The following is a 24,885-nucleotide window of genomic DNA, read 5'->3' as shown; positions in this document are numbered from 1 at the left end:
GATGAGTAGCGGATACTCGTGCCGAGGTTGGCTCGATGGAAAAAACTGGGGAACATTAATTCCGTCCGAAATGCAGGTCTGCCATGCTCCCCACCCCGACCCAAGAGAGTGCCGGTCCATCAACCACGGGGGACGTGTTGCCACAGTGCGTCCTCGAAGTCCGACTTCTCGGTCCACTGCGAATCCGGCGCGGCGCCGAAGTCATCGATGCCGGCGAGCTTGGCGGCCCCAAGCCCCGGCAAGTCCTTGAAATACTCTTGCTCAATCTCGGCACGCCCATATCAAAGGACCGCCTCATCGACGTGCTGTGGTCCGGGCGGCCACCGGCAGAGGCGCTGCCGACGCTGGAAAGCTACGTCAGCGTCCTTCGGCGACGTGTGCAGCCCGGCCAGGGCAAGTCCGGTCCGCTGCGGACCGTCACGGGCGGCTATGTCATGGATCCCGCCCTCGTAGACCTGGACGTCGGCCGCTTTAATGACTTACTTCGCCGGGCCTCGAGGTGCGAGCCCGGCGATGCCCTGGAGCTCCTGCAGGAAGCACTGGGCATGGCATCCGCGCCGTTGCTGGGGGATGAGCTGACGGCACCCTGGGCCGAGGAAGAACGGGACAACCATGAGCACCGGGTCTGCAGGGCCCGGGCGCAGGCCGCCGAATTGGCGCTGTCGCTGCATCAGCCCGAGCGCGCGGTCCACTGGGCAAGGGAGACCCTGGAAAGTGATCTTCTCAGCGAGAGCGCCTGGTCCTCCCTGGTCCTGGGGCTGGAGGAATCAGGGCAGCCGCTCGAAGCGCTGAAGGCCTTTGAACAATGCAGGCGCACACTGCACCAGGAAATGGGGTGCACCCCGGGCGATACCCTGCGTGCCGCGCACACGCGCCTCCTGCGGCTGACCGGCGGAGCCGTAATACCGGCTGCCGCAGCTCCCGCGGGCCAGGCATCCGCCGCGGGCACCCCCGCCGGCGAAGCAGGAGCCGGCGAGGCCACCCTGCGGATCCTGACCATCGATGACCACAAGACTTTCACCGAACTGCTGACGGGCGCGCTGGACCGGGAACCGGACCTTCGCAGCGTTGGCTCCGCGGCTTCCGTGGCCAGCGGCGTACAGATGTGCCGCGAACTGGAGCCCGACGTCGTTGTCATGGACTATCACTTGCCGGACGGCGATGGGCTGTCGGCCGCGGCCGACATCCTGGAACACCGCCCGGATACCCGCATCATCATGCTGACAGGCGATCCGTCCCAGGATGTCCTGCGGCAGGCGGCGGGCATCGGAATATGCGGGTTCCTGCCCAAGGACGGCTCGTTGGCCACGATGCTCGACACTCTCCGGCACGCCCGGGCAGGAAACATGGTGGTGCATCCCTCGTTGGTGGCGCAGATCGGAGCCCCGCCCGCTGTGAGCGCCGGGTTCCCTCCTGGACCACCCCTCAGCCCCCGCGAGCTGGACGTTCTGCGTTTGATGTCCGAGGGGCATGAGGTGCGGATGGTCGCCAACAGCCTGGGCATCTCGATCCGCGCCTGCCGCGGCCACGTCAAAACCATCTTTTCCAAACTGGGCTCGCACACCCAAAGTGAAGCCATGGCTGAGGCTGAAGTCCGGGGCATCCTGCGCGTGAAGTCCGATGTCCAGGCCTTCTGAACCTGAGGATGGCACTAAGCCGGATCACCTTCGGGGAACAGCTGAACGCTTCCTGGTCCGGGCCGCCGTGGCGAAATTCCTGCTGATGGGCTTTCTTGCGTTGCTGATTGTGGCGACTCCGGTTGCATTTTGGATCCGGGCCGAGGCGGAGCGGCACGCCCTGGACAATGCCCTTCTCCTCACCCAACGCGTGGCGGACCTTGCCATTAGACCGCTCGTGAACCAGGACCTGCTCGCCAGGGACAGATCCGCGCTGGACGCACTGGACAAGGCCTTGCAGCCATGGCGAAACGACGCCTCGGTGCTGCGAATCAAGGTGTGGGACAGCAGTGGCCGAGTCGTGTATTCGGACATTCGCTCGCTCGTGGGACAACGCTTCGACTTGCCCGACTGGGGCCGGGACCTCTTGGCCGGGGGGCCGGGGACGGCTTCCCTGGAAAGCCAGCAGGAACTGGAGAATGAGTACGAGCTGGCCTCGGGAGAACTCGTGGAGGTCTACGTCAGTTCCTCGGCCACCGACGGTACACCACTGATCTTTGAGGCCTACTACGACGACGACCCGGTGCGTGACGAGCAACAAGCAGTCCTGTACAGCATGATCCCGCCCCTGCTGCTCGCCCTGGCGGCACTGCAGCTCGCCCAACTGCCCCCCGCCATCCGGCTGGCCCGCGGCATCCAGGACCATCAGGTATCCCGGAACCGGTTGCTTAAGCGCGCTGTTGAGGCCTCCGACCTCGAGCGGCGCAGGATCGCCCGGGACCTGCACGATGAAGTGATCCAGGACCTCTCCGGGCTGGGCTATGCCCTTGAATCAGAAGAGCTCCACGGCCCACTCGAGCAGCGGCCGGTCCTTGGCGGAGCCCGGACAATACTGCAACAGAGCGTCCGCGCCCTGCGGGCCATGACGCAGGAGCTGTATCCGCCCGATCTTGAACAACTGGGGCTGCGGACATCTCTGGAACGGCTCGTGGAGCCGCATCAGGAACGCGGCCTCACGGTGCATCTGCTGATCCCGGACGACGTCCCGCTTGGCCGTGGTTCGTCCGCGCTGTTATACCGCGTGGCCCGGGAAGCACTCTCCAACAGCGCAAAACACTCCGGTGCAACCACTGTGGTGCTCTCGCTGCGGACAGACCAACACGGCGCCGAAATAAGCATTTCGGACAACGGCAAGGGCTTCGACACCTCACATGGGTCCGCCGAGGGCCATCTTGGCCTGCGGATACTCCAGGACACCATCCGTGAAGCGGGCGGAGCATTGGAAATTCTCAGCGTCCCAGGCGCAGGAACCACCGTGACAGCGCGGCTGCAACCGCGTCTTGCGGCGGCCCGCTGACTCGCACGCACGTTCACAGGCTTCTCCCAAGGTCGCGGAATCGGTCTCAGGCTATCTCCAAGCAGGTTCCTGCAAAGTCTGGTAGACGAACACGAAGGAGACCGGCCATGTCCATTTCACGTCGTCAGGTTTTGTTGATCGGGGGCCTGGGTATTCTCGGARCCGGTGGCGCCATGTTGCCAACCGGTTCGGTCGAAGCCAAGTCGGCCAGCCGCATAAGTTCCAGCGACATGCCGAAACCATTCCAGACGGCATTTGTCCAGGCACCGGTACTTCAGCCCTACGCCTCGGGTACAGACTCCGCGGACGGCCTGCCCGTCAACTATTACAAACTGACCCAGAAAGCCGCTAAGGCCAACATTCTGCCCCGGCTGAGCACTCCCATCCTGGGTTACAACGGCTCGTTCCCTGGACCGACGATCAGCCTGGATCAGGGCACCAAAGCCGTACTGAGGATTCGGAACCAGCTGCCGGCCGAGCATGCGCTGGACGGACACGCCCTGTCCACGTCCACCCATTTGCATGGTTCTGCTTCGAAGCCGCAATTCGACGGTTACGCCAGCGACATCACGCACCCGGGATTCTACAAGGACTACCACTACCCCAACTTCCAGCCGGCACGCACCCTCTGGTACCACGACCACGGCGTCCACTTCACGGCCCTGAATGCCTATTCGGGGCTCGCCGCGCAGTACCACTTACACGATCCCGTGGAACGGCAGCTCCTCCCGCAGGGCAACTTCGACATCGCGCTGACGGTCAGCGATGCCATGTTCGCCGCGGACGGTTCCCTGGGCTATGACGACAACAGCCACTCTGGGCTGTGGGGGGACGTGATCCTCGTCAACGGCAGGCCCTGGCCGGTCATGAAGGTGCAGAAACGTGTCTACCGATTCCGGATCCTCAACGCTTCCATCTCGCGCTCCTTGCGGCCCACGCTCAGCACCGGTGATCCGGTCGTGGTGGTGGCTACCGACGGCGGCCTGGTCCCTGTGGCCAAGACCGTGGGCAACTGGCGCCATGGTGGAGCGGAACGGTACGAGATCCTCGTCGACTTCCGGAAATACAAGGCGGGGCAACGGATTGAACTCCGCAACCTGTCCAATAAGAACAACGTGGACTACGACTTCACCAACAAGATCATGGCCTTCGACGTCACGGACGAGCCGGTGGACACCTCGGACCCCACGTGGAACCGGATCCCGACCACCCTCGCCACCAGCGAGGCTATGTCGCTACAGCCAGGGCAATCCGTGAAGACACGCAAGTTCCGGGTCAAACGGAACGACTCCACCAACATGTGGACCATCAATGACGACAGCTGGCAGGACGTCATCGCCAGCGGCTACAAGAAGGTCATCGCCGATCCCGACCTCAACTCCGTGGAAATCTGGGAGATCGAGAATAGGTCCGGCGGCTGGTTCCATCCCCTCCACATCCACCTCGTGGACTTCCAGATCCTCAGCCGCAACGGGGCGCCGCCCCTGGCCCACGAGCGCGGCCCAAAGGACGTGGTGTACGTCGGGGAGGACGAGACTGTCCGGCTCCTGATGAAGTTCACGCCTCACCGGGGCCTTTATATGATGCACTGCCACAACCTGCCGCATGAGGACCACGACATGATGGTCCAGTTCCGGGTGGGCCTGACGGAAAGCGACTGGGACGCGGACGATCCCATGACGGCGGCGAAGGCTGCCTGGGACGATGAGCGGGATTGAACGCGGTGGAACAGGCCGGCCTTGGCAGCCGCTCGCGGCGCAGGCTCCTGGTAGCTGCTTTGATCCCCGTCCTGGCTGTCCTTGCTGTCCGCACCTGGCTGGTGGAACCCGTGGCAGTCTCCTCGGACAGCATGGCCCCCACGATTCCCCCGGGCGCCGTCGTGTTCGTGTACAAGCCGGCGGCAGCTGCGGGCCTGATCCGCAATGGCGTCGTCGTCGCCTTTGCCAGCCCCGTCGATGGCCGGACGGTGATCAAGCGCGTGATTGCGGGAGAGGGGCAAAGGGTAGCCATCCGGGATTCGGAACTGTTCGTCGATGAAGTTCCCGTCGTCGAGCCATTCATCGATCACAGCCGAATAGACGGCACATACTTCGGGCCCGAGACGGTACCTGCCGGAAGTGTCTTCGTCCTGGGGGACAACCGCGGCGTGTCAATAGATTCCAGGGACTTCGGAGCAGTGCCGATAGCGGCGATCCAAGGCACCTTGCTGACCGGGCAAAAGTAGCTGGCCGGCCAAAAGTCGACGCGTCCCGGACTGCGGCGGTGACGCCCGCTGCCGCGCGTGATCCGCTTCCGCTGCAGTCATGCGTTTCGCTGCTGTCCCTGCTGCCCCTGAACGGGGTCCTGGGCGCTCCGCGCAGACACCGTGAGGGTAGCAACACGCTCCAGCCCGGGATGCTGGTGATCGCCGCCGTCCACGACGCCGGTCTCCCACCATAGTTTCAGCCCTTCCGGTACCACCTCCAAGTGGGCCAGGTTGTTTTGGAACCACGGACCCCTGACGCCGGACCAGTGAAACGGCGGGTCCGGTACCTTTGCCGAGCGCGCAACCAAGGCGCCCACCGGCGTGGCCAGACCGTAGGACATGATGGCCGCGAAGGACCTCATCAGTCGGGGCAGCGGGTTGCGGATGGGGGAGCAGACCGCCTGCAGGATCCGGCTGCCCGAGGCACGGTCCACTTCCGCAACGTAGGAGTAGTGGACGTCCCCGGAAAGGAACGTGATGGTTTCCGGTGCCGGGCCGCGTTTGCCATCGGCCACCTCGCTCGCCATGGCCGCCATTTCCCGGAAGCTGTTTTGGAATGCGCCCCAGTGTTCAAGGTCCAGCACCTGGCGCACCTTCTCGCCGGCCCGGGCAGCACGTTTTCCCCACGCACCTTCAGAGACGGCCTCATTCCACGACTCGACGTAGTGCAGGCCCATCGGCAACAGGAAAGGCAGGGACGTCGCCACGAGCACGTGGCGGAAACCGCCACGCATCCGGGCATCGACCCAGGCCATTTCCGGCGAGTCAACCAGCGCCCGGTCGTCCGGCGTCAGGTCCCGGGCTGCGCGGGAGTCAACCACGATCAGCCGGGTGTCCCCGAAATCGCGGCAGTAACTCCACCGGTAGGATTTCGGGTCCCGATCAGCCCGCTCCGCGAAGCTGTCAAGCTCTGCGCCAACGTCGATCTCATCCTCGCTTGCGTGCCGGACAATCCTCCGCCAGACAGCATCGTCCGCCCGTTCCTGCGGCGACAGGTTCCCCAGATGCTGATAAACCCAGTACGAGGCCAGCCCCGCGACTATGCGCTCATGCCACCATGAGGTCGCTTCCATTTTCTTCTTCCAGCTCAGCGAGGTATTCCAGTCGTCGCGGATGTCGTGGTCATCGAAGATCATGGCGCTGGGCAGGGTGGACAGCAGCCACCTGTTCGCGGGGTCGGACCAGGCCAGAAAGTAAAGGTGGGCGTACTCCTCGTAGTCCTTGAGCTCTTCGCCGGGGGGTGCCTTAATGTCCCGTCGGGCGCGGATGAACTCCTGCATCTGCTCGCTGGTCAAATCGGCGYACACCTGGTCTCCGAGGAAGGCCACCAGATCCGGCCACGGCAGGTCACCCCCGGAGGCCATCCTCAGTGCGTAGGCGCGCAGTGAGTCCACGCCGTGGGTCCGGTTGCCGGAGGCATCGTGCGGCACGCTGGTCCTGCAGGAGCCGTAGGCCAACCGCAGCGGCTTGCCGGTGGTCAGCGTGGCGATCATGGACGGCGGGAACCCGGACGAGGGATCGGGCCAGACCTGTGTTCCGTTGACATCGAGGGCGTAAGGCGTGACCGTACCGGGTTCCAGACCGTCCAATTCCACCAGGGCGTAGTGGTGACCGTGCACTGCGAACGTACGCGCGGCCCAGTCCCTGCCGCCGGCACGGATGGAAACCCGGGCAGCAGAATGGGTCTCCACCCAGACACTCGCCGACGTCTCATCCACGTACCGCACCATAGGGCCGAGCACCAAGGGGGAGGTTGTCATGAATCAGTTGTACCCGCTCCGGCCGGATGCGGCCATGGCGTCAGGGATTAGACGGCTGGATTGCCCCTAACGTGGTTCCTTGCGTCCTTGTCCTTCGGCAGGGCCACTGTCGGATTCGTTTCTGTCTGTCTCGTTAAGGCTCAGGGCCAGTTGGTCATGAAGCCTGTTGATCTGGGCCGTGAGGAGGGCAAACTCCTCGCTCCTGGAGGGTTCGGCCGCCTTCTTCCGCGCAGCGGTTGCGGCGGTCACACTCTCTATCAGCCAGGACGACACTGACGCAGTGACCATGCTCAGGACTGCAAACCCGCCGACCATCAGAGCCGCCGCCGCCCACCTGCCAAGAACGGTGACGGGGAAATAGTCCCCGTAGCCGACCGTCGTGATGGTGACAATGGCCCACCACAAGGATTCACCCATCGTGGTGATATTTGCGTTCGGGGCGTCCTTTTCGAAACTGAGAACGCTCAATGCCACCGTATAGACGAGCAGGAGGGCGGACACAATGACATAGGCCATGACGCGCGTTCTGATGGCAGTGCCCGGGGCCCGTTCCATGACCTGGCGCAGCGTGAATGGGCGCAGGAGCCGCAGCGGCCGCGCAACCGGAAGTACCACCATCAGCAGGTCCATGGGATGGCGGACGAACCACCGGCCCCGCTGGGGCGCCAGGAGCAATTTGATGAGATAGTCGACGCCAAAAGCGGCCCACGTCGACCAGATGACAAGCATCAGAACTTCGGCGTAGGGGGAGGGCGGGTCCACTATGACCAGGATGGAGTAGGCCGCCAGGAAAGCAAAGGCCGCGCCGACCAGGGGCCATTCGGAATGCTTTTGCCATGTCTGTTGCGTCATGGCTGAATCGTAGGACTTTGTTCCCCGGATGTCCTCAGGTAATTGCCGCCAGTCCTGTGCCCTCGGCGGCCCGCTCACCCTCTTCAAGGGTGCCCCGGGTGGCCGACGGAACAAGGCCTGCCGCCAGCCAGAGCCCGCGCAGCAAGGACAACAGCGATGACAAGTGAGTGGGGCAGCGGTACATTGGGGTTCTGAGGTGGCGGACCGCGCTGGGACGGCAGACCACGGCAGGCCAATTTGGCAGAACCTGCGGAGGCTGAGAGCCATGGCGGAAGATCAGGGCAAGCGCGCGACCGGACGCGGCAATACTCACCAGGACCAGGCGCATCGCCACTTCATCCCCAGCAGGCTGGGCACAGCGGAGCAGAACGTCCTGCAGCGAATTGAGGACTTCAATGATCCGCGCCAGGAATGGCGGCGCCTGTTTTCGGAGCTGTACGGCACATTCCTGCTCGTGATTGTCGCGGCCGGCGGCGGAATGATGAGCCAGGCCTTCCCCGGAGTCATCAGCCGCACCGCTGCCGTGGTGGCCCCCGGCCTGATGGTGATGGCGATCATCCTGTTCATGGGCAAGGTCTCGGGTGCGCATCTGAACCCCGCTGTCAGCATCGCGTTCGCGCTCCGCGGCGACTTCCCGTGGCGCCGGGTCCCTGGCTACATCGTCGTTCAGCTCATCGGCGCGACGCTGGCCTGTCTGCTCCTGCAGGCCGTGATCGGGGTATCCGCGACCTACGGTTCGAACTACCCGGCGCAAGGCTATCCGGCGACCGCCGCGTTTTGGATGGAGGCGCTGCTCACGATGGTGCTGGTCAGCGTCATCCTGGGGACTGCCTCCGGAGCACAGAATATCGGGATTCTCGGGGCGTTTGGCGTCGGCGGGTACATTGCGTTGGCCGGCCTGTGGGGCAGTCCCATCTCCGGCACGTCGATGAATCCGGCACGAACGTTCGGGCCTGATCTCGCGAGTGGCAACTTCAACGACTATTGGGTGTATGTCGCCGGGCCACTGGTCGGCGCAGCGGCTGCAATCGGAATCGCCTTCATCCTGCGCGGCCCGGGCGGCGGGCGCTCAGGCTCAGGAGCTGCGCAGGGCGCTCTATTCACCGCAGCCGCCGAGGAAGAGAAGCCGTAGCGCCTGCTTGGACCTCCGGCAAGGCCTAGGTTGGCGACAACGCAATTCGCAGCCGAGTAGATTGTCAGAGTGAAAGAACAGTATTTGGCGACGGCGTATCCGCAACTGCGGCTCGACAGCCATGCCCTCGAGAACAATATCCGGGTCATGGCGCAGTGGTGCCGGGAACGGGGCGTGGAACTTGCCCCGCATGTGAAGACCACGATGTCGGCGCCGATCATCGAGCGGCAGCTGGCCGCTGGCGCGGTCGGCGTTACCGTCGCCACCGTGGATCAAGTCGCCTCAGCCCTGGCTTGGGGACATGACCACATTCTCGTCGCCAATGAGATCGTCGACAGGTTCGGACTGGCGCGTGTCCGCACGTGGCTGGAGGAAGACGCCGGCAGGGAAATCCGGTGTTTGGTCGATTCGGCCGCCGGGGTCAAGACGGCGGCGGAAGTCTTCGACGGCGGCGCGGTCGACCTTGAGGTGCTGATCGATGTCGGCACACCCGGCGGGCGCACGGGAGTGCGCAGCCTGGACGAGGGCCTGGTGCTGGCTGAGCTGGTCCGGGCCACGCCGGGGCTGAGGCTGGTAGGGGTTGCCGGTTACGAAGGCGTCGTGCCCAACAGCAGGGCTGAGGATACGGTCACAGCCGTTGACCGACACTGCCGACTGGTGCGGGACGTGTATCTGGAAGCGGCGAAGTTCTTTGAGACCGCCACTCCCATCTATTCCATGGGTGGGTCCGCGTTCCCGGACCGCGTCGTTGAGTTCCTTCCCGCCGGCGGCCAGGTGCCCGGAACACGGATTATTCTGCGCTCAGGTTGCTACGTCACCCACGATCACGGCACCTATGCCGCGGTCAGCCCCGTTCCGGGGCTCATCCCGGCGATTTCCGTTCGCGCCGTCGTCCTGTCCACCCCCGAAGAGGGGATGGCTGTTGTCGGTGCCGGCAAACGGGATCTTCCCTACGACGCCGGACTGCCAACCTTCCTCTCGGCCCGGACGGCCGACGGTATCGAAAAGAAAGGCGCAGCCGCAGGGGTGCGAAATCTCTACGACCATCACGCAGTCCTTACCGGAGTCACCGGACTCGATGTCACCGATACCGTGGATTTCGGCCTATCCCATCCCTGCTCCGCGTTCGACCGCTGGCCCGAATACGTCCTCACCGACCGTGACGGTCACGACCTTGACGTGTGGCACACAGACTTCCGCCGATCGTCCCTGGTGACAGTCCCTGGCGCCGACTGATTCTTGCCCGTCACTCCTCCAGGCCCTTAAGCCTTGAGCTGCCGGGTCAGCACTTCGAATTCCTCGACGCCCAGGATCTGCATGTGCTGTTCCGCGCTGGTTTCGGCGCGGATTTTGCCGGCAGCCTGCTCGCTGCCGGCAAGGGCGTCCGCGTCCTCCCACAGCGTGATGGACAGTGACTTGTTGTCTTTCCCAAGCAAGTAATAGATGCCCAGGCATCCCGGCAGCTGGAGCACCCGGTTGACGGTGTCATCGGTGGGGGCCCCGGAGCTGTCCGGGCCGGGCTGATACGTGCTGACACGAGCGAACATGACTGTCCTCCTAGATCCAGGTCCGACGGTTGGAGTCCCTGCCGCCAAGCCGATGAACCGGGGAGCTGGATCCTTGGGATATCGCGCCCTGGTGGCCGGCGGCCTGGTCTCCTCCCACCAGTAAGGACCCGTCAGCCTGGATGCACAAGGCTGGAATTGGCGTCCCCGCGCAGCTCTGGGCCTACAGGCAGGAAACGCGCGGAGAAGCGAAAGGCCGCTTCGAACCCGTTATGCATGCGGCAGGGTTCCGGCGGCAGCCGCGGCGCCGTGGCCGATTCGCTCACGAGGACGACGACGGCGGAGGGGCCTGGGCGCCGTCGTCAGCGGAGTCCGCTACGGAAACGGACGCGTGACGCGGAATAGGTCCGGCGCTGCGGTAATCCCCGTAGCGCCGGATCTATTGCGTGTCGCCGGTCCGAAAACGTAGCGAAAACAGCGGAACCCAGGGCAATGAGAGTGTGTTCCGTGCGGTGGCCAGCCGGCGCCCGGCTCAGGAAGCGGGCCCGGCCGGAGCGTCGGAGTGCGGGCATCCTGCCCGTGCACGCGCGTGCTCGACGTCGGCGGCGCTTTGAAGTTGCCCGCGGGCCCGCAGTCCGGCCACGACACCGTCAACGTCGGCGTCGGGCCGGTTCTGGCTGAGCTTGTGCTTGGCCTCGATCCGGGTGATGAGGAGTTCGACGCCGACGATCGCGCGCAGCTGCCCGGCAATGTAGCGCTCGGGGGCATCGTCGACAGTCCACGGCCGCTCGGAACCGGCTTCATTGTGATCGCTGAGCCGCCGCACATGGCTGGCGAGCCAGGCCGGGTCGTCGTGGATGACGAGGTTGCCGTACACGTGCGCGGTGGAATAGTTCCAAGTCGGCACCACTCGTCCGTGCACTGCCTTGGACGCGTACCACGACGGCGAAATGTAGGCGTCGGCACCCTGGATGATGGCGAGCGATTCGCCGGCGGCAGGTTCGGACCACTGGGGATTGTTGCGGGCAAGGTGCCCGTGCAAGGCACCATGTTCACCGGACGTCGGGTCGAAGACAAAAGGCATCAGCGTGGCGAGGATGCCGTTCGCCGTTGACGTGATCAGGTTGGCTGCGGCCGGGCGGCTGAGCAGTTGCCGGACTGAATCGGGGCTGGCAGCGAAGTGTGCGGGGATGTACACGGGGATCTTCCGTTCGGATCGCGGATCGGACAAGGGTTGCTGAGTTCGGGGCGTGGGCGCGGTGTGCGAGGTTCGGGCGCCGGCAAAGGGGCCGGGGAAACCGGGGTGGGTCAGCGGGACCGTTGCGCCGCCACCTCCGCCATCTCCTTGGCCCCCGGCGGACCGGAGCGGGAGCGGACAGCCAGGCCGGCACAGAAAACCACCGCGGCGCCGCCGATGATGGTGGTCCAGGTCAGGTCCTCGCCCAGTATGAGCCCGGCCCAGCAGATGCTCAGCACAGGCTGGACGAGCTGGATCTGGCTGACCTGCGCCATAGGGCCGATGGCAAGGCCGCGGTACCAGGCGAAGAAGCCGAAGAACATGCTCACGACCCCAAGATACGCGAAGGCCGCCCACTGCACAGGAGTGGCGGATGGCGGCTGCCCGGCCATCGAGAAGGCCGCCATACCCACCATCAGGGGAGATGCGAGAACAAGTGCCCAGGAGACGGTCTGCCACGCGCCGAGTTCGCGGGCCAGCTTGCCACCTTCGGCGTAGCCGATCGCCGCTGACACGACGGCGCCGAAAAGCAACACGTCCGCCAGCTGCAGTTGTCCGATGCCGCCGGACTGCGCGGATGCGAAGCCGATTGCTGCCACCGCACCGACGCCGGTGATGGCCCAAAAAGTGATGGACGGGCGTTCGTGGCCGCGAAGGACTGCCATCGTCGCCGTCGCCGCCGGGAGTAGCGCGATGACGACCGCGCCGTGGCTGGCGGGAACGGAGACCAGGGCGAACGAGGTCAGCAGCGGGAAGCCGACCACCACTCCGCCGGCGACGACGGCGACGCGCGCCCACTGGGCGCCGCGGGGCGGACGCTGCCGGGTCAGGGCGAGCGCGCATGCGGCGAGGACAGCAGCGACAACGGCCCGGCCCGATCCGATGAACAACGGAGCCAGCCCGGCAACAGCCACGCGGGTGAACGGAACCGTGAAAGAGAAAGCCGCGACGCCGAGCAGTCCCCACCACAGCCCCATCGCCGGCCGGGCGGATAGCGGTTGATCAATTACGAGGGTAGCGCTACTATTGGCTCTCATGTACAACGATAGCACCTCGCGCATTGCGGCACGGCTGCGGGAGTGGATTGCAGATGCGGCGCCCGGCGCCCGGCTGCCCTCGACGCGGTCCTTGGTTGCCGAATACCAGGCCAGCCCCGTGACCGTGCAGAAGGTGCTCCGCATGCTCGCCGCGCAGGGCCTGATCGAGAGCCGTCCCGGCGTCGGGACCTTTGTGCGGGCCGTCCGGACAGCCCGCCCTGTGGACTACGGCTGGCAAACGTCCGCGCTGGGCTCGCCACAGGCGCCGCTGCGCCCCGTCTCCACCGCAATGCGCAGCGCGCCGAATGATGTCATCGCCTTCCACTCGGGCTATCCGGAGCGGGAACTCCTGCCCGAGCGCCTGGTGCGGGCGGCCTTGACGCGCGCAGCCCGGGGTGAGGCGGCCCTGGCGCGTCCGCCCGCAGCGGGCCTGCCCGAACTGCAGTCGTGGTTCGCGCACGAACTCCGGGCCGCCACGCCGGCCGGCGTCACGCCGCCAACGCCGAGCGACGTGATCGTGCTCCCCGGCAGCCAGAGCGGGCTCAGTTCCGTGTTCCGGGCACTGGTTGGCAGCGGGCAGCCGCTGCTGGTGGAATCCCCGACATACTGGGGGGCTATCCTGGCTGCTGCGCAGGCCGGTGTCCGGGTTGTTCCGGTGCCCAGCGGCCCCGAAGGCCCGGACCCCCAGGATCTGGCCCGCGCCTTTGACGAGACCGGGGCGCGGGTGTTCTACGCGCAGCCGAACTACGCCAATCCCACCGGCGCGAAGTGGCCGGCCCCGGTGGGCGAGCAGGTCCTTGAGGTGGTGCGCGCTTATGGGGCGTTCCTGGTTGAGGACGACTGGGCGCATGATTTCGGCATCACCACTGTTGCCGCGCCCGTTGCCGCCCATGACGATTCCGGCCACGTTGTCTACCTTCGCTCGCTGACCAAGAGCGTGTCCCCGGGCATCCGCGTTGCCGCGGTGATCGCCCGCGGCCCGGCACGCGACCGTATTCTGGCGGACCGCGGCGCCGAGTCGATGTACGTCAGCGGGGTCCTGCAGGCGGCCGCCCTCGACGTCGTGACGCAGCCGGCGTGGCAGACGCACCTGCGCGGGCTGCGGCACCAGCTCCTGGTCCGCCGGGACCTGCTGGTCAGCAGCCTGCGGGAGCATGCCCCCCAGGCACACGTTGAGCATGTGCCCACGGGCGGGCTGAACCTCTGGGCACGCCTGCCCGACGGGACCGACGTCGACCAGCTTGTCCGTGACTGCGAGGCTGCCGGGGTCATCATCGCCGCCGGCACCGAGTGGTTCCCGGCCGAGCCGGCGGGACCGTACATCCGGCTCAACTACGCCGGACCCAACCCGGGTGCCTTCCGGGAAGGCGCCCGGATCCTCGGCCAGGTCCTCGACCATACCGCCGGCAGGTAGGGCGGACCCCCGGTTGACTCGCAGTGGCTACCCTGGGGCCCGCAGTTCCTGGGGCTCCGCGATGGTCACCAATTCCTGCACGGCCGCGGCTAGCCCGGCATCGAGCGTCACAAACGCGTCTGCCTGAAGCCGGGTCAGGGCTACGTATTCGGCGTCGACGGTGTCCTCCCATCCAAGCTGCTCGGCGAGCCTCCACGCAGCGCGCTGCAGGACACGGTCGCCGAGGAGCCGGATGCGAAGGCCCCGCAGGTAGTCGAGCTGACGATCGGCGTCGGCCTGCGTCAGCTCGCCCCGCCGGACCGAATGGTACAGGAGCGAGAGCACCTGCGAGCGAAGGAGCGTCGGCGCCACCAGTTGGTGATCGTCTGCGATCGCCGCCCCGCCGCGGGCGAGAAAGAGGGCCACATCCGGGCCAATCACGAAGCGGGTCATCGTCACCTTCAGCCGGCGTTGCGGGGAACGAACATGATGACGGCGACCCCGAACAGGCAGATCACCGAACCCAGGACGTCCCACCGGTCGGGCCGGAAGCCGTCGAAGATCATGCCCCACGCCAGGGAGCCGGCCACGAACACGCCGCCGTACGCGGCGAGAATGCGTCCGAAGTGGGCGTCCGGCTGGAGTGTGGCGGCAAAGCCGTAGATGCCCAGCGCCGCGACGCCCAACCCGGCCCACCACCAGTCCCGTCCCTCGCGGACGGACTGCCAGATGAGCCACGCCCCGCCAATTTCAGCTGCGGCGGCCAGTATGAAGAGCATGATCGTTTTCGCTATGGTCACGTCTTCATGATGGCACTGGCCCGTGGCTTATCCATGCGGGTGCGCGCAGACGCGTCCGCCGAACCGTCATGCGGGGTCATCGCTTGCATCACCAGCCGCTCGGGCCTATAACTTTAAGGTTCAAGTAAACTTGGCCGGGAAGGCCGTGTAACTCGATGCCGTCTTGCCGGACGACTCCGACCTGGCCGCCGTCTGCACGTCTTGCCGAATACCTCCTGCCTGATACCTGTTGCCCAATATCTGAGGACCCCAGATGACCCTTGCGCCAGAAACCATTGCAAAGCCGAAGGCTGCCGCACCATCGGCATCCGTGCGCAGCCGCGTTTCCGTGCCGCTGCGCTTCCCGGACGGATTTGCCGCCGAAGCCGAGGTGCTGACCTTCAGCGGGCTCGCCGATGGGAAGGAGCACCTGTTGCTCGCCTTCGGCGAGTGGGAGCAGGCACTGCAGGACGCGATGCGGGGCGGTGCCGGACCCCTGGTGCGGCTGCACAGCGAGTGCCTCACCGGCGACGTGTTCGGGGGCCTGCGATGCGACTGCGGCCCGCAGCTGCGGGAGGCCGTGGAGCGGATTGCCGCCGAGGGAGGCTTCCTGCTCTACCTCCGCCAGGAAGGCCGCGGCATCGGCCTGTATTCGAAGCTTGACGCCTACGCCCTGCAGGACGGAGGCCTGGACACCTACGAGGCCAATCTGGCCCTGGGTCGCGGTGAAGACGAGCGGGACTACACGGCGGCGGCCCAGATGCTGGGCGCAATGGGCGCCGGCCCGCTGCGGCTGCTCAGCAACAATCCGGACAAGGCTGCCCAGCTGACCGGCCTCGGCATCGAGGTATCCGGGCAGGTAGCCACCGGCGTCCACGCGTCTGCGGCCAACCTCCGGTATCTGGCCGCAAAACGCGACCACACCGGCCACACGCTCGTGCTCCCGTCCGACGCCGGACCCGTCCACAGTGCGCGGGACGCCAACAGCGACGCCGCGGCTGCCGCCCGGGTCGGGGCTCCGGCAGCGGCGGCCGTCCCGTCCCATGACGAAATGATCGCCCGCGCCCAGGGGCTCGTAGCAGGCCTGCGCGAGCGGGCCGAAGAGACGGAGCGCCTTCGCCGCATTCCGGACGCCACGGTGGTTGAGTTGCATGCAGCCGAAATGTTTCACACACTCTCGCCGAAGGCCGTTGGGGGATTCGGCATGGGTCTGGAGACCTACGTGGAGGTGGTGCGCCGGCTCGCCCGGGGATGCGCCTCCACGGCATGGAGTGTCGGCCACCTGATAGAGCACGTCTGGATGCTCGCGCGGTGGCCCCGGGAGGCGCAGGATGAGGTCTTCGCCAACGGACCGGCTCCCTTGGCAGCCGCTACCGGTGCGCCGGCAGGTGTGGCCAAGAAGGTCCCGGGAGGCTTTGCCATCACGGGCCGGTGGACCTTTGCCTCCGGGGTCATGCATTCACAGTGGGCGCTGCTCGCCGCACAGCACGGCAGCGTGCGCTTGCAGTGCCTCGTGCCGCTGGCCGACGTCGAACTGCTCGACGTGTGGCAGACGGCGGGGCTGCGGGGGACCGGGAGCAACGACATCCGGGCCGAGAACCTGTTCGTCCCTGAACATCGAACGCTGGACTGGGAACTCCTGGGCGCGGAAGCCAACCCGGGCAGCGCGCTGCACCAGGACCCGCTGATCCACACGCCCATGGGCCCGCTGCTGAACATGGTGGCCCCGGCCGCCGCCTTGGGGTCCGCCGAGTACGCCCTGGAACTGTTCCGCGAGCTAATCATGGTGCGCAAGGTCAAGCACACTGTGGAGGACCGCCAGGCGGATTCACCGCTCGCGCAGGTCCGCTATGCCCAGGCCTCCGGGCTGGTTGCCACGGCGCGCCTGCATTGGCAGGAAGCGGTCCGGGTGGTCGCGGTTTCCCATGCCCGCACGCCCTCAATGCTGACGGAGAGGGAGCGCGGGGAATACCGGCTTTCCCTTGCGCTGAGCGGCGAGGCGTCGGCCGAGGCGGTCCGCCTCATCGTGACGGGATCCGGCGGGAGCGTCCACCGGCTGTCGAATCCGCTCCAAAGGATTCAGCGCGACGTCAATGTCTTGATGAACCATGCGGCGCTCACCAGGGATCCCGTCCTCGAGCAGGCGGGCCGGGGACTCCTGGGCCTGGGGTTCACGGTGCCCTCGTTCTGACTGGGCCCCCGCACAAAAGGCGGCGGACGTATGGAAACTTGAAGCTTCAATCAAATCGGGCTACGATATTTTCATGACTCAGACAGCCGACCGGCCTCCCGTACTCTTTCTCAGCCATGGAGCGCCCCCGCTGGCGGACGACTCCACCTGGACCCGCGAACTCAATGAGTGGTCCGGCACGTTCGGCAAGCCCAGGGACATCCTGATGGTCTCCGCCCACTGGGAGAATGCCCCCGTGACGCTCAGTGCCACCGGGCGTGATCCCGGGCTGGTCTACGACTTCGGCGGCTTCGCCCAGAAGTACTACGAGGTGGCCTATGACGCGCCGCAGGCGCCCGAGCTGGCCGCTGAAGTGGAAAAGCTCGTGGCCGCTCACGGCCATCACGTGGCGCGCGACGAAAGCCGCGGACTGGACCACGGAGCCTACGTTCCGCTGAAAGAGATGTACCCGGCAGCAGACGTGCCGGTGGTGCAGATGTCCATGCCGACGCTCGATCCGCAGGGATTGTTCGACCTCGGGGTCTCACTGGGGCCCCTGCGTGATCGGGGCACACTGATCGTCGGATCCGGATTCACCACGCACAACCTACGCTGGTTCAATCCCGCCGGCGGGCCGGACAGTGCCCCGCCCGCAGTCTCGAGCGAGTTCGACCACTGGGCAGAGGAAGCCATGGCCCGGGGCGACGTCGACTCCATCCTGGACTTCCTCAACAAGGCGCCGGCAGCCCGCGAAGCGCATCCCCGCAGCGAGCACTGGGCTCCGCTCTATGTTGCCCTCGGGGCCGCCTACGGCTCGGGAGACATCCAGGCCAAGACGGCGATCGACGGGTTCTGGTTCGGGCTGTCCAAACGCTCGTGGACCCTGACCTAACCGTGGGGCCGACGCGCGATCACCCGCGTCGCACAGCCCAGCAGTCGACCAACGCAACAGTCGCACAACGTAACACAGGGAATGACCCGCACCGGGGGCCGGTTGTGAACCCCAGTGCCGGTTCGCCCGCACGCCAGAGACCTGACATGAACAACACCCACGAATTCCAGGAGCGCAATATGACGATTGCAGTAACAGGTGCCACGGGACAGCTGGGCCGGCTGGTCCTCGAAGAACTCCTCAGCAGCCAGGAACCGGGCTCGCTCGTGGCCGTGGTGCGCGACGCCGCGAAGGCCGAGCAGCTCCGTGCCCGTGGCGTCCAGGTGCGTGTGGCGGACTATTCCGATGCGGTGGCGCTCACGGAAGCCCTTAAGGGCGTCGACAGACTCCTGCTGGTCTCCGGCAGCGAAGTTGGCGCCCGCGTGGCGCAGCACGGCAACGTGGTCAGCGCGGCCAAAGCCGCAGGCGTCGGGTTTATCGCCTACACGTCAGTCCTCGCCGCGGACACCACCGAGCTGATCCTGGCGCCCGAGCACAAGGCAACAGAGGAGCTGATCCGCGCGTCGGGTCTCGACAACACGATCCTGCGCAACGGCTGGTACACCGAAAACTATGCCCAGACCGTGGCCACGGCCAGGCAGACTGGCGTCGTCGTGGCCGCGGCCGGGGACGGCCGGGTGGCCAGCGCCACGAGGGCCGACTATGCCGCTGCCGCCGCGGCGGTGCTCAGCTCCACCGGACACGAGGGCCGCACGTACGAGCTCTCCGGCGACTACGCCTGGGACTTCAAGGAACTGGCGTCGGCGATCACCAAGATCGCGGGCCGGGAAGTTGTCTACCAGCCAGTCTCGGCACCCGAGCTGGTTGAGGTCCTGACCACTGCCGGCCTCGACGAGGGCACTGCAGGTTTCCTCGCCGCCCTAGACACGGACACGAAGGCCGGTCTGCTGGCTACCGTCACGGGCGAGTTGTCCGGGCTGATCGGACGGCCGACGACGCCGCTGCTGCAGGCCTTGGAGGCCGCCACCGCGAGCTAACGCCTTCGCCGAATTGCCGGCAATGGGCATAATGAAGGCGTGGATCCTCTGCACGGCCGGGGCATAGACGGCCAGTTGGCGCGGGCCTCGACTGATGGGTTCCGTGGAACCGCCAGCTGATTTCGGGCAGGCCGGGGGCGGGGCGTGGACGGACGGCCCGCTGGTCCTCGGCGTGCCGTGGGAATTCGAAGAGCGGCTGGTACGGGCCGCCGCGGGGATCGCCGCGATCATGGGGGCGCACCTGATCTGCGCGTTCGTGGACCCGGCCAGCTATCTCACGGAGTGGGAGCCTGCCGGATTCCTTGACGGCACTTCCCTGGATCCTGTCCACAATCTGGAAGCCGAATTCCCCGCCTCGCAGCTGCTCAGCGGCCTCGAGGGCATTCTCGGACCGCCGGGCGGGGCATGGTCCTTCAGGGTGCTCAACGGGGACGTCGCCCAGGCCCTGGGCCGGCTGGCGGAGAGCACGGATGCAGCCGCGCTGATAATCGGCGGACAACGGCCCGGGCGGAAGGCCCGGATGGGCCGGCTGCTGGAGGGCTCGGTCAGCGTGTCCCTGACACGTCTGCAGGCCAGGCCCGTGCTGATCATTCCGCACTTGGGGCCGTAATCCGCGCCAGGCCATGCCGCCCGCAAACACAGGTGCGGCGCTCACGCCGTCGTGCACGGCACGGCGGGATTCATCCGCTCTGGGTGACGGCACCAGACCCCGGCCGTCCTAGCGTTGGGTTATCGCCGGTGGAGGCCGCCCAGGCTGTCCCTTACGGCGGAACTGCACCGGTTGCAACGCCAGCGAATCGAAGTGAGTGATGTCGGACCCGCACAAACCAGCAGCCGTCACGGCAGAAGCGCGGGCGCTCTTCATTGGCAGCGCCGCCTTTATCGTCCTGGGCGGCATCGCGCTTCTGCTCATCGGGCGGGAACCGGTGTCGTTGTCCGGACGAGGTTCGGCCGGTGACATTGCGGCGATCGGCACGGCAGTTCTGGGTGCCGGGGCAGTAGTGGCCGGTTGCCTGCAGCGTCGTCCGGCTGTGACACCGGAGGCCCGCGGGGGAGGCCGGATCCGCACGGCCATCGACATCGCCGCCCTTGCGCTGGCGCACGCATGCATCTTCCTGCTCGGCTGGCTGGCGCTCTTTTCGCTTTTCCAGCAGGCGTTCATCGGTGCAGTCGTCTACCCCTTTGCGGCCGCCGTCCTCGTAGGGACCACAGGAGCCATCAGCGCCTACATCGCCTACCTGTCCGCGCTCAGCATGACCGCCTACCGGCTCGCCGCCCTCCTCGCCGGCTTCCTGGTCACCGGCCTGCTCACGAGCATGCTCACTGCAGAGAACCCGCTGTGGTGGCAGGAGAACCTCAGTGCCCTCGGCATGAGCTCCGGCGTCTCCGGGGTGGCGTTCAACTTCACCCTGATCGTCGCCGGCGTCGTGATCTCCACCCTGGCGGGCTACGCGACGGCGACTCTCGCGGCGACCGCGAAGACCCCGTCCGCGCTGCACCGGGTGAGGCTGCTCGAGGGCGGGATCGCCCTCATCGGCGTTTTCCTCGCATGCGTGGGATTGTTCCCGGTCGATGAGCGCTTCGGGCTCCACACCCTGGTCGCTTCCGGCATGGTGGTGGTCTTTGCGTCCCTCATTGTCCGCATCCGCACGCTCGTGCCCTCCATCTCGGCGACCTTCGCTGCGCTCGGGTGGCTCTTCCTGGCGGTCATCATCGTCGCCGCGGTGCTGTGGTTCCCGGTGGGCTATTACAACCTGACCGCGGTGGAACTCATCGCCGCGTCGCTGATCTTCGCCTGGCTCATCATCCTGATCCGCAACCTCGCAGCCGTCGACGCCGACCAGCTCGAGGCGAACCTGCCGGCCCGGCCGCTGTCATCGCCGGCCGACCCTGCAGACCGGCCAGTTTCCGCAACAGACAGCGCAGCGACAGAACCCTGAGCGCCGCCGGACATGGGGGTGGTCTACGAGTGCGTAGGTTCTTCGACCAGCGCGGTGGCGATGCTGTCGGCGTCGTCGAGCGCGGCAAGGTAGCGTTCGGCGTCGAGGGCCGCGGCGCAACCGGTCCCGGCGGCGGTAATGGCCTGCCGGTAGCGGTGGTCCACGGCGTCCCCGCAGGCGAAGACGCCGGAAAGGTTCGTGACCGTGGTGGGGGAGTCCACCTTGATGTAGCCTTCGGCGTCGAGGTCCACCTGGCCGCCGAGCAGTTCGGTCCGCGGGAGGTGGCCGATCGCGACGAAGATTCCGGTGGCGCCCTGATCGCGGGTTTCACCGGTGCGGGTGTCGGTCAGGGTGACGCCGGTGACCTTGGAATCCCCGTGGATGGCGGTGACGGCGGAGTTCCACGCGAAGCTGATCTTGGGGTTGTCTTTGGCGCGCTGGGCCATGATCCGGGACGCACGTAGCTCGCCCTTGCGGACCACCACTGTCACTGACTTGCCGAAGCGGGTCAGGAACGTCGCTTCCTCCATGGCCGAGTCTCCGCCGCCCACCACGATGATGTCCTGGTCGCGGAAGAAGAAGCCGTCGCAGGTGGCGCACCAGGAGAGTCCGTGGCCGCTGAACTTCCTCTCCTCGGGCAGGCCGAGTTCCTTGTAGGCGGAGCCGGTAGCAAGGATGACGGCGGGCGCTTCGTGCGTCTCGCCGGCTCCGGTGACCACACGCTTGAGATGGCCGGCGAGCCGGACTTCGGTGACGTCGTCGAACACCACCTGCGCGCCGAACTTCTCTGCCTGCTGCTGGAGGTCGTCCATCAGTTCCGGGCCCTGGATGCCGCCCGGGAAGCCGGGGAAGTTCTCCACCTCGGTGGTGTTCATGAGGGCTCCGCCGGCGGTGACCGCCCCGGCGATGACCAGCGGATCGAGGCCGGCGCGTGCGGCGTAGATTGCCGCAGTGTAGCCGGCAGGGCCGGATCCGATAATGATCAGCTGTTGGGTGCTCATTCGGGTGTCTCCTGACGGAGCTGAACTGGCGGGGAACTAGGGGGTAACGATATTGAACGCCGGATTGCCGGGGGCCAGCGCGCCGAGCAGGGCGGGCAGGACGGCGGCGCTGCCTCTTACGCTAATGCCCTCCGATGTGCGGGAGACCATGTGGCGTTCATCGTGGCACACGGTCCCAGTGCCGGCCATCACCCCTTTCGGGTGACCCGGAGACCACCGCGGGAAGGCGCTGTTGCGCGGCACGGCTACAGGGAGCGGCCAAGCGGCGCAGCCGTACTGCGCGGCTAAGCGGAGACCAGAGTCTGTGTCAGGATCGTGCCGCCAACGCCGGCAAGGACGGCTCCCGAACTCCCGACGACGATCCGGCCGGTTCGGGGCTTGGCAAGGAGGCCGGTCACTTTCTTGAGCGCGCTGAGCAGCAGCACATACCAGGCCAACGCGATCAGTAGGAAAATGCCCGCCATTAAGGCGTGCTGGGCGAGGGGCGGCAACGGGCCCAGATTGAATTGCGGGAACAGCGATAAGTAGAAGACGGCGACTTTCGGGTTGAGCAGGTTGCTCACCATTCCCTGCACGAACGGCGAATTCCCACCGTGCTGGCGCCCGGTCGCCGGTGCCGCGGGCAGGCTGTTTTTCATGGGATTTCTGGCGAACGCCTCCGCGAGCGCCCGGGCACCAAGATAGAGCAGGTATGCGGCCCCGGCGATCCGGATTCCGGTCCCAATAGCCTCCGATGCCCCCAGCAGCGCCGTGACGCCGAGCACCGCCAGCGCTGCAAGAATCGTGTTGCCCATCATAATTCCGGCGGCGGCAGTTGCTGCTGCCCGCGGGCTCCGGGCCGCATTCCTGAGGACGAGCGCAAAGTCGGGGCCGGGCACCAGGACCACCACCAGGCAGGTCAGCACAAAGGCCGTTAGCTGTTCGACCATCTTGGATTGCCTCCGGGGAGTCGGGCTCTTCAGCGGGACGTGAAAAAACTGCCCCGCAAAGCCCGGGCAGCCTCCTACGTTAGGCCATCCTGGCGTGTGGCCCGCTATCCTCACTGGCTAATTCGGACCGTGGGGGCCGAAACCTCACCCGCCGGGAATGATTCGGACGTAGTTCGTGGCAGCTAGCGTGGCATCAACATCGCACTACGGTGGGCTCTGGCGGGATGTGTTCCGGGAGAGCCATGCTCCTGCGTGCGCTTGACCGGTCCTACGCCAGAGGAGGCGGCATGTCCGGCTGTGAAAAGACCCGGGACGCGGCGAACCGCGGGGATGGCCAACCATGAACTCTCCCAACGACGCCGGGACTAATCACGCCGGGAACGAGCCAGTGCAGTTCAACCAGAAACTCGCGCTGCTGCTGGCGATGGCCATGTTCGTGCTGGTTGTCGACACGTCGATCATGAACGTCTCGATCTCCGCTGTGGTCAATGACATCAACAGCACCGTCAGTGACCTTCAGGCGACCATCGCCATCGAAGCGCTGGTGTCCGCCGCGTTTATCCTGATCGGCGGCAAAGTGGGCGACCTGATCGGACGCAAACGCGCCTATGTCCTGGGCCTCTGCGGCTATGCCGTCGGCGCCATTGCGATGACCCTGGCCCAGAGCATTGTGCCAATCCTTATTTTCTGGGCCTTGATCGGTGGCCTGGGCGCATCGCTCCTGCTTCCGGCCATGCAGTCCCTCATCCACGGAAATTTCGACGGTGAGGCCCGGAAGCGGGTCTATGCCCTCGTCGGGGCGTCGGCGGCGATCGCCGCCGCCGTCGGGCCCCTGCTGGGCGGCTTCATCACCACGTTCTTGTCCTGGCGCGTCGCCTTCCTGCTGGAGGCCGTCGTCATCGCGGTCATCCTGTCCGGAATTAAGCTCGTCAAGGACGTGCCGTACACGGGGCCCCGGGAGTTCGACGTCGTCGGATCGGTCCTGTCCGTCGTGGGCATGGGCGGCGTCGTCCTCGGCATCCTGGTCTGGCAGGAAGGCGGCGAGGCGGTGGGCGCCCTCATCATTATCGGCGCGGCCGGCCTGGTCAGTCTGTTCTACTGGCTCGTGCGGCGTGAGCGCCTTCATAAGCCGACGCTGCTGGACCCGGGACTGTTCCGGTTACATGCCTTCCGGTTGGGCGCCACGCAGCAAATGCTCCAGCAGATTGCCCTCGGCGGCACCATGATCGTGTTGCCGATTTACCTCCAGATGGTGCTCGAATACAACGCGATGCAGGCAGGACTGTCCATTGCGCCGCTGTCCCTGAGTATGTTCGGCATCGCCCTGCTGGCCGGCAAGAGGGCGGGGGCGCGCCGTCCGGCAAGCATCATCAGGTGGGGCTTCATCCTCCTGATGGCGGGACTGATCGCGGTACTGCCGGTCGTGCCCCGCGCGGACTCCGGCTGGTGGCTCCTGATCCCGCTGGTGATTGCCGGTTGCGGCCTCGGGCTGCTGGTGTCTCAGCTGAACAACTACACTTTGTCCCCAATCTCGGACGAACGCGTCAGTGAGGCCGCCGGCGTGAATTCAGCCGCAGGCTCGTTCGGACTCTCGTTCGGGCTCGCCTTCGCCGGGGCCATCATGCTGGCATCGCTCTCGATCATCTTCACTTCCCTGGCGACCTCGAGCACGGTACTCCCACCGGCCGAACAGCAGCAGGTCGCCCAGGTACTCGAAGACGACGCGCAGGTGATGAGCAACACCCAGCTTGCTGAACTCCTCGCCGGTCAGCCGCCAGAGATCCAGGCCGAAATCATTCGCATCAACACGGAAGCCCGGCCTATTTCCCTCCAGATCGGGTTGCTCATCCCGATCCTCGCCAGTGCCGCCGGCCTCCTGGTCTCCTTCCGTATGATGCGGCTTCCCGATCCCAAGCCCGCCGGTACCGAAGGGGGGACGGTCCTGGGTTGAGCCCACGATTGAACCCTGGTGACTGCCGCGGCCAGGGTCCCATCTGGCTGGC

General features: G+C 66.3%; 22 protein-coding genes. 13 read left to right on the top strand and 9 right to left on the bottom strand.

Features of this window, described 5'->3' with window-relative positions:
• Window positions 1–134 precede the first annotated feature (134 nt).
• The 4 genes from AC1D2F_RS18370 to lepB all read left to right on the top strand — a co-directional run bounded on the left by AC1D2F_RS18370 (window position 135) and on the right by lepB (window position 5,197).
• On the top strand, window positions 135–1,637 hold the full coding sequence (locus tag AC1D2F_RS18370) for a response regulator (protein ID WP_476967351.1): 1,503 nt from the start codon (window positions 135–137) through the stop codon (window positions 1,635–1,637).
• Window positions 1,638–1,722: 85 nt separating this feature from the next.
• A complete protein-coding gene (locus tag AC1D2F_RS18365) occupies window positions 1,723–2,973 on the top strand; it encodes a sensor histidine kinase (protein WP_364742869.1) in 1,251 nt (416 codons plus the stop codon).
• Between the two features lie 230 nt (window positions 2,974–3,203).
• The gene (locus AC1D2F_RS18360; protein ID WP_364742872.1) at window positions 3,204–4,691 is read left to right on the top strand and encodes a multicopper oxidase family protein; all 1,488 of its coding nucleotides are present in this window, start codon (window positions 3,204–3,206) and stop codon (window positions 4,689–4,691) included.
• Window positions 4,692–4,696: 5 nt separating this feature from the next.
• On the top strand, window positions 4,697–5,197 hold the full coding sequence (lepB, locus tag AC1D2F_RS18355) for a signal peptidase I (protein ID WP_229995308.1): 501 nt from the start codon (window positions 4,697–4,699) through the stop codon (window positions 5,195–5,197).
• Between the two features lie 77 nt (window positions 5,198–5,274).
• Here lepB and AC1D2F_RS18350 read toward each other — a convergent pair whose 3' ends face one another.
• Both AC1D2F_RS18350 and AC1D2F_RS18345 read right to left on the bottom strand, forming a co-directional pair.
• Window positions 5,275–6,978, bottom strand: coding sequence for an alkaline phosphatase D family protein (locus AC1D2F_RS18350; RefSeq protein WP_476967350.1), 1,704 nt, complete (start codon window positions 6,976–6,978; stop codon window positions 5,275–5,277).
• A gap of 66 nt (window positions 6,979–7,044) precedes the next feature.
• On the bottom strand, window positions 7,045–7,830 hold the full coding sequence (locus AC1D2F_RS18345; RefSeq protein ID WP_476967349.1) for a potassium channel family protein: 786 nt from the start codon (window positions 7,828–7,830) through the stop codon (window positions 7,045–7,047).
• Window positions 7,831–8,095: 265 nt separating this feature from the next.
• On the opposite strand from AC1D2F_RS18345, the gene AC1D2F_RS18340 reads away from it, so the two are divergent.
• Entirely contained in the window at window positions 8,096–8,962 is an 867-nt protein-coding gene (locus AC1D2F_RS18340) for an MIP/aquaporin family protein (RefSeq protein ID WP_476967348.1), read from the top strand.
• 69 nt (window positions 8,963–9,031) lie between these two features.
• Complete coding sequence (locus tag AC1D2F_RS18335; RefSeq protein ID WP_229995292.1) at window positions 9,032–10,198, top strand: alanine racemase; 1,167 nt, start codon at window positions 9,032–9,034, stop codon at window positions 10,196–10,198.
• 26 nt (window positions 10,199–10,224) lie between these two features.
• Here AC1D2F_RS18335 and AC1D2F_RS18330 read toward each other — a convergent pair whose 3' ends face one another.
• The 3 genes from AC1D2F_RS18330 to AC1D2F_RS18320 all read right to left on the bottom strand — a co-directional run bounded on the left by AC1D2F_RS18330 (window position 10,225) and on the right by AC1D2F_RS18320 (window position 12,741).
• On the bottom strand, window positions 10,225–10,509 hold the full coding sequence (locus tag AC1D2F_RS18330) for a hypothetical protein (RefSeq protein WP_229995291.1): 285 nt from the start codon (window positions 10,507–10,509) through the stop codon (window positions 10,225–10,227).
• Between the two features lie 490 nt (window positions 10,510–10,999).
• Window positions 11,000–11,665 (bottom strand): FMN-binding negative transcriptional regulator, encoded by a 666-nt coding sequence (locus tag AC1D2F_RS18325; RefSeq protein WP_229995307.1) that lies wholly within the window; start codon window positions 11,663–11,665, stop codon window positions 11,000–11,002.
• A 110-nt stretch (window positions 11,666–11,775) separates the two neighbouring features.
• Window positions 11,776–12,741: a DMT family transporter gene (locus AC1D2F_RS18320; RefSeq protein ID WP_476967347.1), complete on the bottom strand. Its 966-nt coding sequence runs from the start codon at window positions 12,739–12,741 to the stop codon at window positions 11,776–11,778.
• Between AC1D2F_RS18320 and AC1D2F_RS18315 the strand changes: the two genes are divergently transcribed.
• Window positions 12,740–14,155 carry an aminotransferase-like domain-containing protein gene (locus AC1D2F_RS18315; RefSeq protein ID WP_476967346.1) on the top strand — a complete coding sequence of 472 codons (1,416 nt, stop codon included), beginning with the start codon at window positions 12,740–12,742 and terminating at the stop codon, window positions 14,153–14,155. The genes AC1D2F_RS18320 and AC1D2F_RS18315 overlap by 2 nt on opposite strands.
• A gap of 27 nt (window positions 14,156–14,182) precedes the next feature.
• Here AC1D2F_RS18315 and AC1D2F_RS18310 read toward each other — a convergent pair whose 3' ends face one another.
• Window positions 14,183–14,587, bottom strand: coding sequence for a type II toxin-antitoxin system VapC family toxin (locus AC1D2F_RS18310; RefSeq protein WP_476967345.1), 405 nt, complete (start codon window positions 14,585–14,587; stop codon window positions 14,183–14,185).
• A gap of 8 nt (window positions 14,588–14,595) precedes the next feature.
• The gene (locus tag AC1D2F_RS18305) at window positions 14,596–14,934 is read right to left on the bottom strand and encodes a YnfA family protein (RefSeq protein WP_229995567.1); all 339 of its coding nucleotides are present in this window, start codon (window positions 14,932–14,934) and stop codon (window positions 14,596–14,598) included.
• Between the two features lie 253 nt (window positions 14,935–15,187).
• Between AC1D2F_RS18305 and ribA the strand changes: the two genes are divergently transcribed.
• From ribA to AC1D2F_RS18280, 5 genes are all read left to right on the top strand, one after another.
• A complete protein-coding gene (ribA, locus tag AC1D2F_RS18300) occupies window positions 15,188–17,104 on the top strand; it encodes a GTP cyclohydrolase II RibA (protein WP_476967344.1) in 1,917 nt (638 codons plus the stop codon).
• A gap of 73 nt (window positions 17,105–17,177) precedes the next feature.
• Window positions 17,178–17,975 (top strand): dioxygenase family protein, encoded by a 798-nt coding sequence (locus AC1D2F_RS18295; RefSeq protein WP_229995566.1) that lies wholly within the window; start codon window positions 17,178–17,180, stop codon window positions 17,973–17,975.
• Window positions 17,976–18,154: 179 nt separating this feature from the next.
• The gene (locus AC1D2F_RS18290) at window positions 18,155–19,012 is read left to right on the top strand and encodes an SDR family oxidoreductase (protein ID WP_364742893.1); all 858 of its coding nucleotides are present in this window, start codon (window positions 18,155–18,157) and stop codon (window positions 19,010–19,012) included.
• A 103-nt stretch (window positions 19,013–19,115) separates the two neighbouring features.
• Entirely contained in the window at window positions 19,116–19,622 is a 507-nt protein-coding gene (locus AC1D2F_RS18285; protein ID WP_476967343.1) for a universal stress protein, read from the top strand.
• Between the two features lie 199 nt (window positions 19,623–19,821).
• A complete protein-coding gene (locus tag AC1D2F_RS18280) occupies window positions 19,822–20,952 on the top strand; it encodes a hypothetical protein (protein WP_364742896.1) in 1,131 nt (376 codons plus the stop codon).
• A 23-nt stretch (window positions 20,953–20,975) separates the two neighbouring features.
• Here the strand turns inward: AC1D2F_RS18280 and trxB are convergent, their stop codons facing one another.
• A complete protein-coding gene (gene trxB / locus AC1D2F_RS18275; RefSeq protein ID WP_476967342.1) occupies window positions 20,976–21,953 on the bottom strand; it encodes a thioredoxin-disulfide reductase in 978 nt (325 codons plus the stop codon).
• 284 nt (window positions 21,954–22,237) lie between these two features.
• Window positions 22,238–22,882 carry a LysE family translocator gene (locus AC1D2F_RS18270; RefSeq protein ID WP_229995561.1) on the bottom strand — a complete coding sequence of 215 codons (645 nt, stop codon included), beginning with the start codon at window positions 22,880–22,882 and terminating at the stop codon, window positions 22,238–22,240.
• A 340-nt stretch (window positions 22,883–23,222) separates the two neighbouring features.
• Here AC1D2F_RS18270 and AC1D2F_RS18265 point away from each other — a divergent pair, with 340 nt between their 5' ends.
• Window positions 23,223–24,833: an MFS transporter gene (locus AC1D2F_RS18265; RefSeq protein WP_229995560.1), complete on the top strand. Its 1,611-nt coding sequence runs from the start codon at window positions 23,223–23,225 to the stop codon at window positions 24,831–24,833.
• Window positions 24,834–24,885 lie beyond the last annotated feature (52 nt).

It is taken from the genome of Arthrobacter sp. P1_B3 (assembly GCF_056406615.1).
The sequence above is the reverse complement of the archived record's forward strand: the minus strand, read 5'-3'. Positions and strand labels throughout refer to the sequence as shown.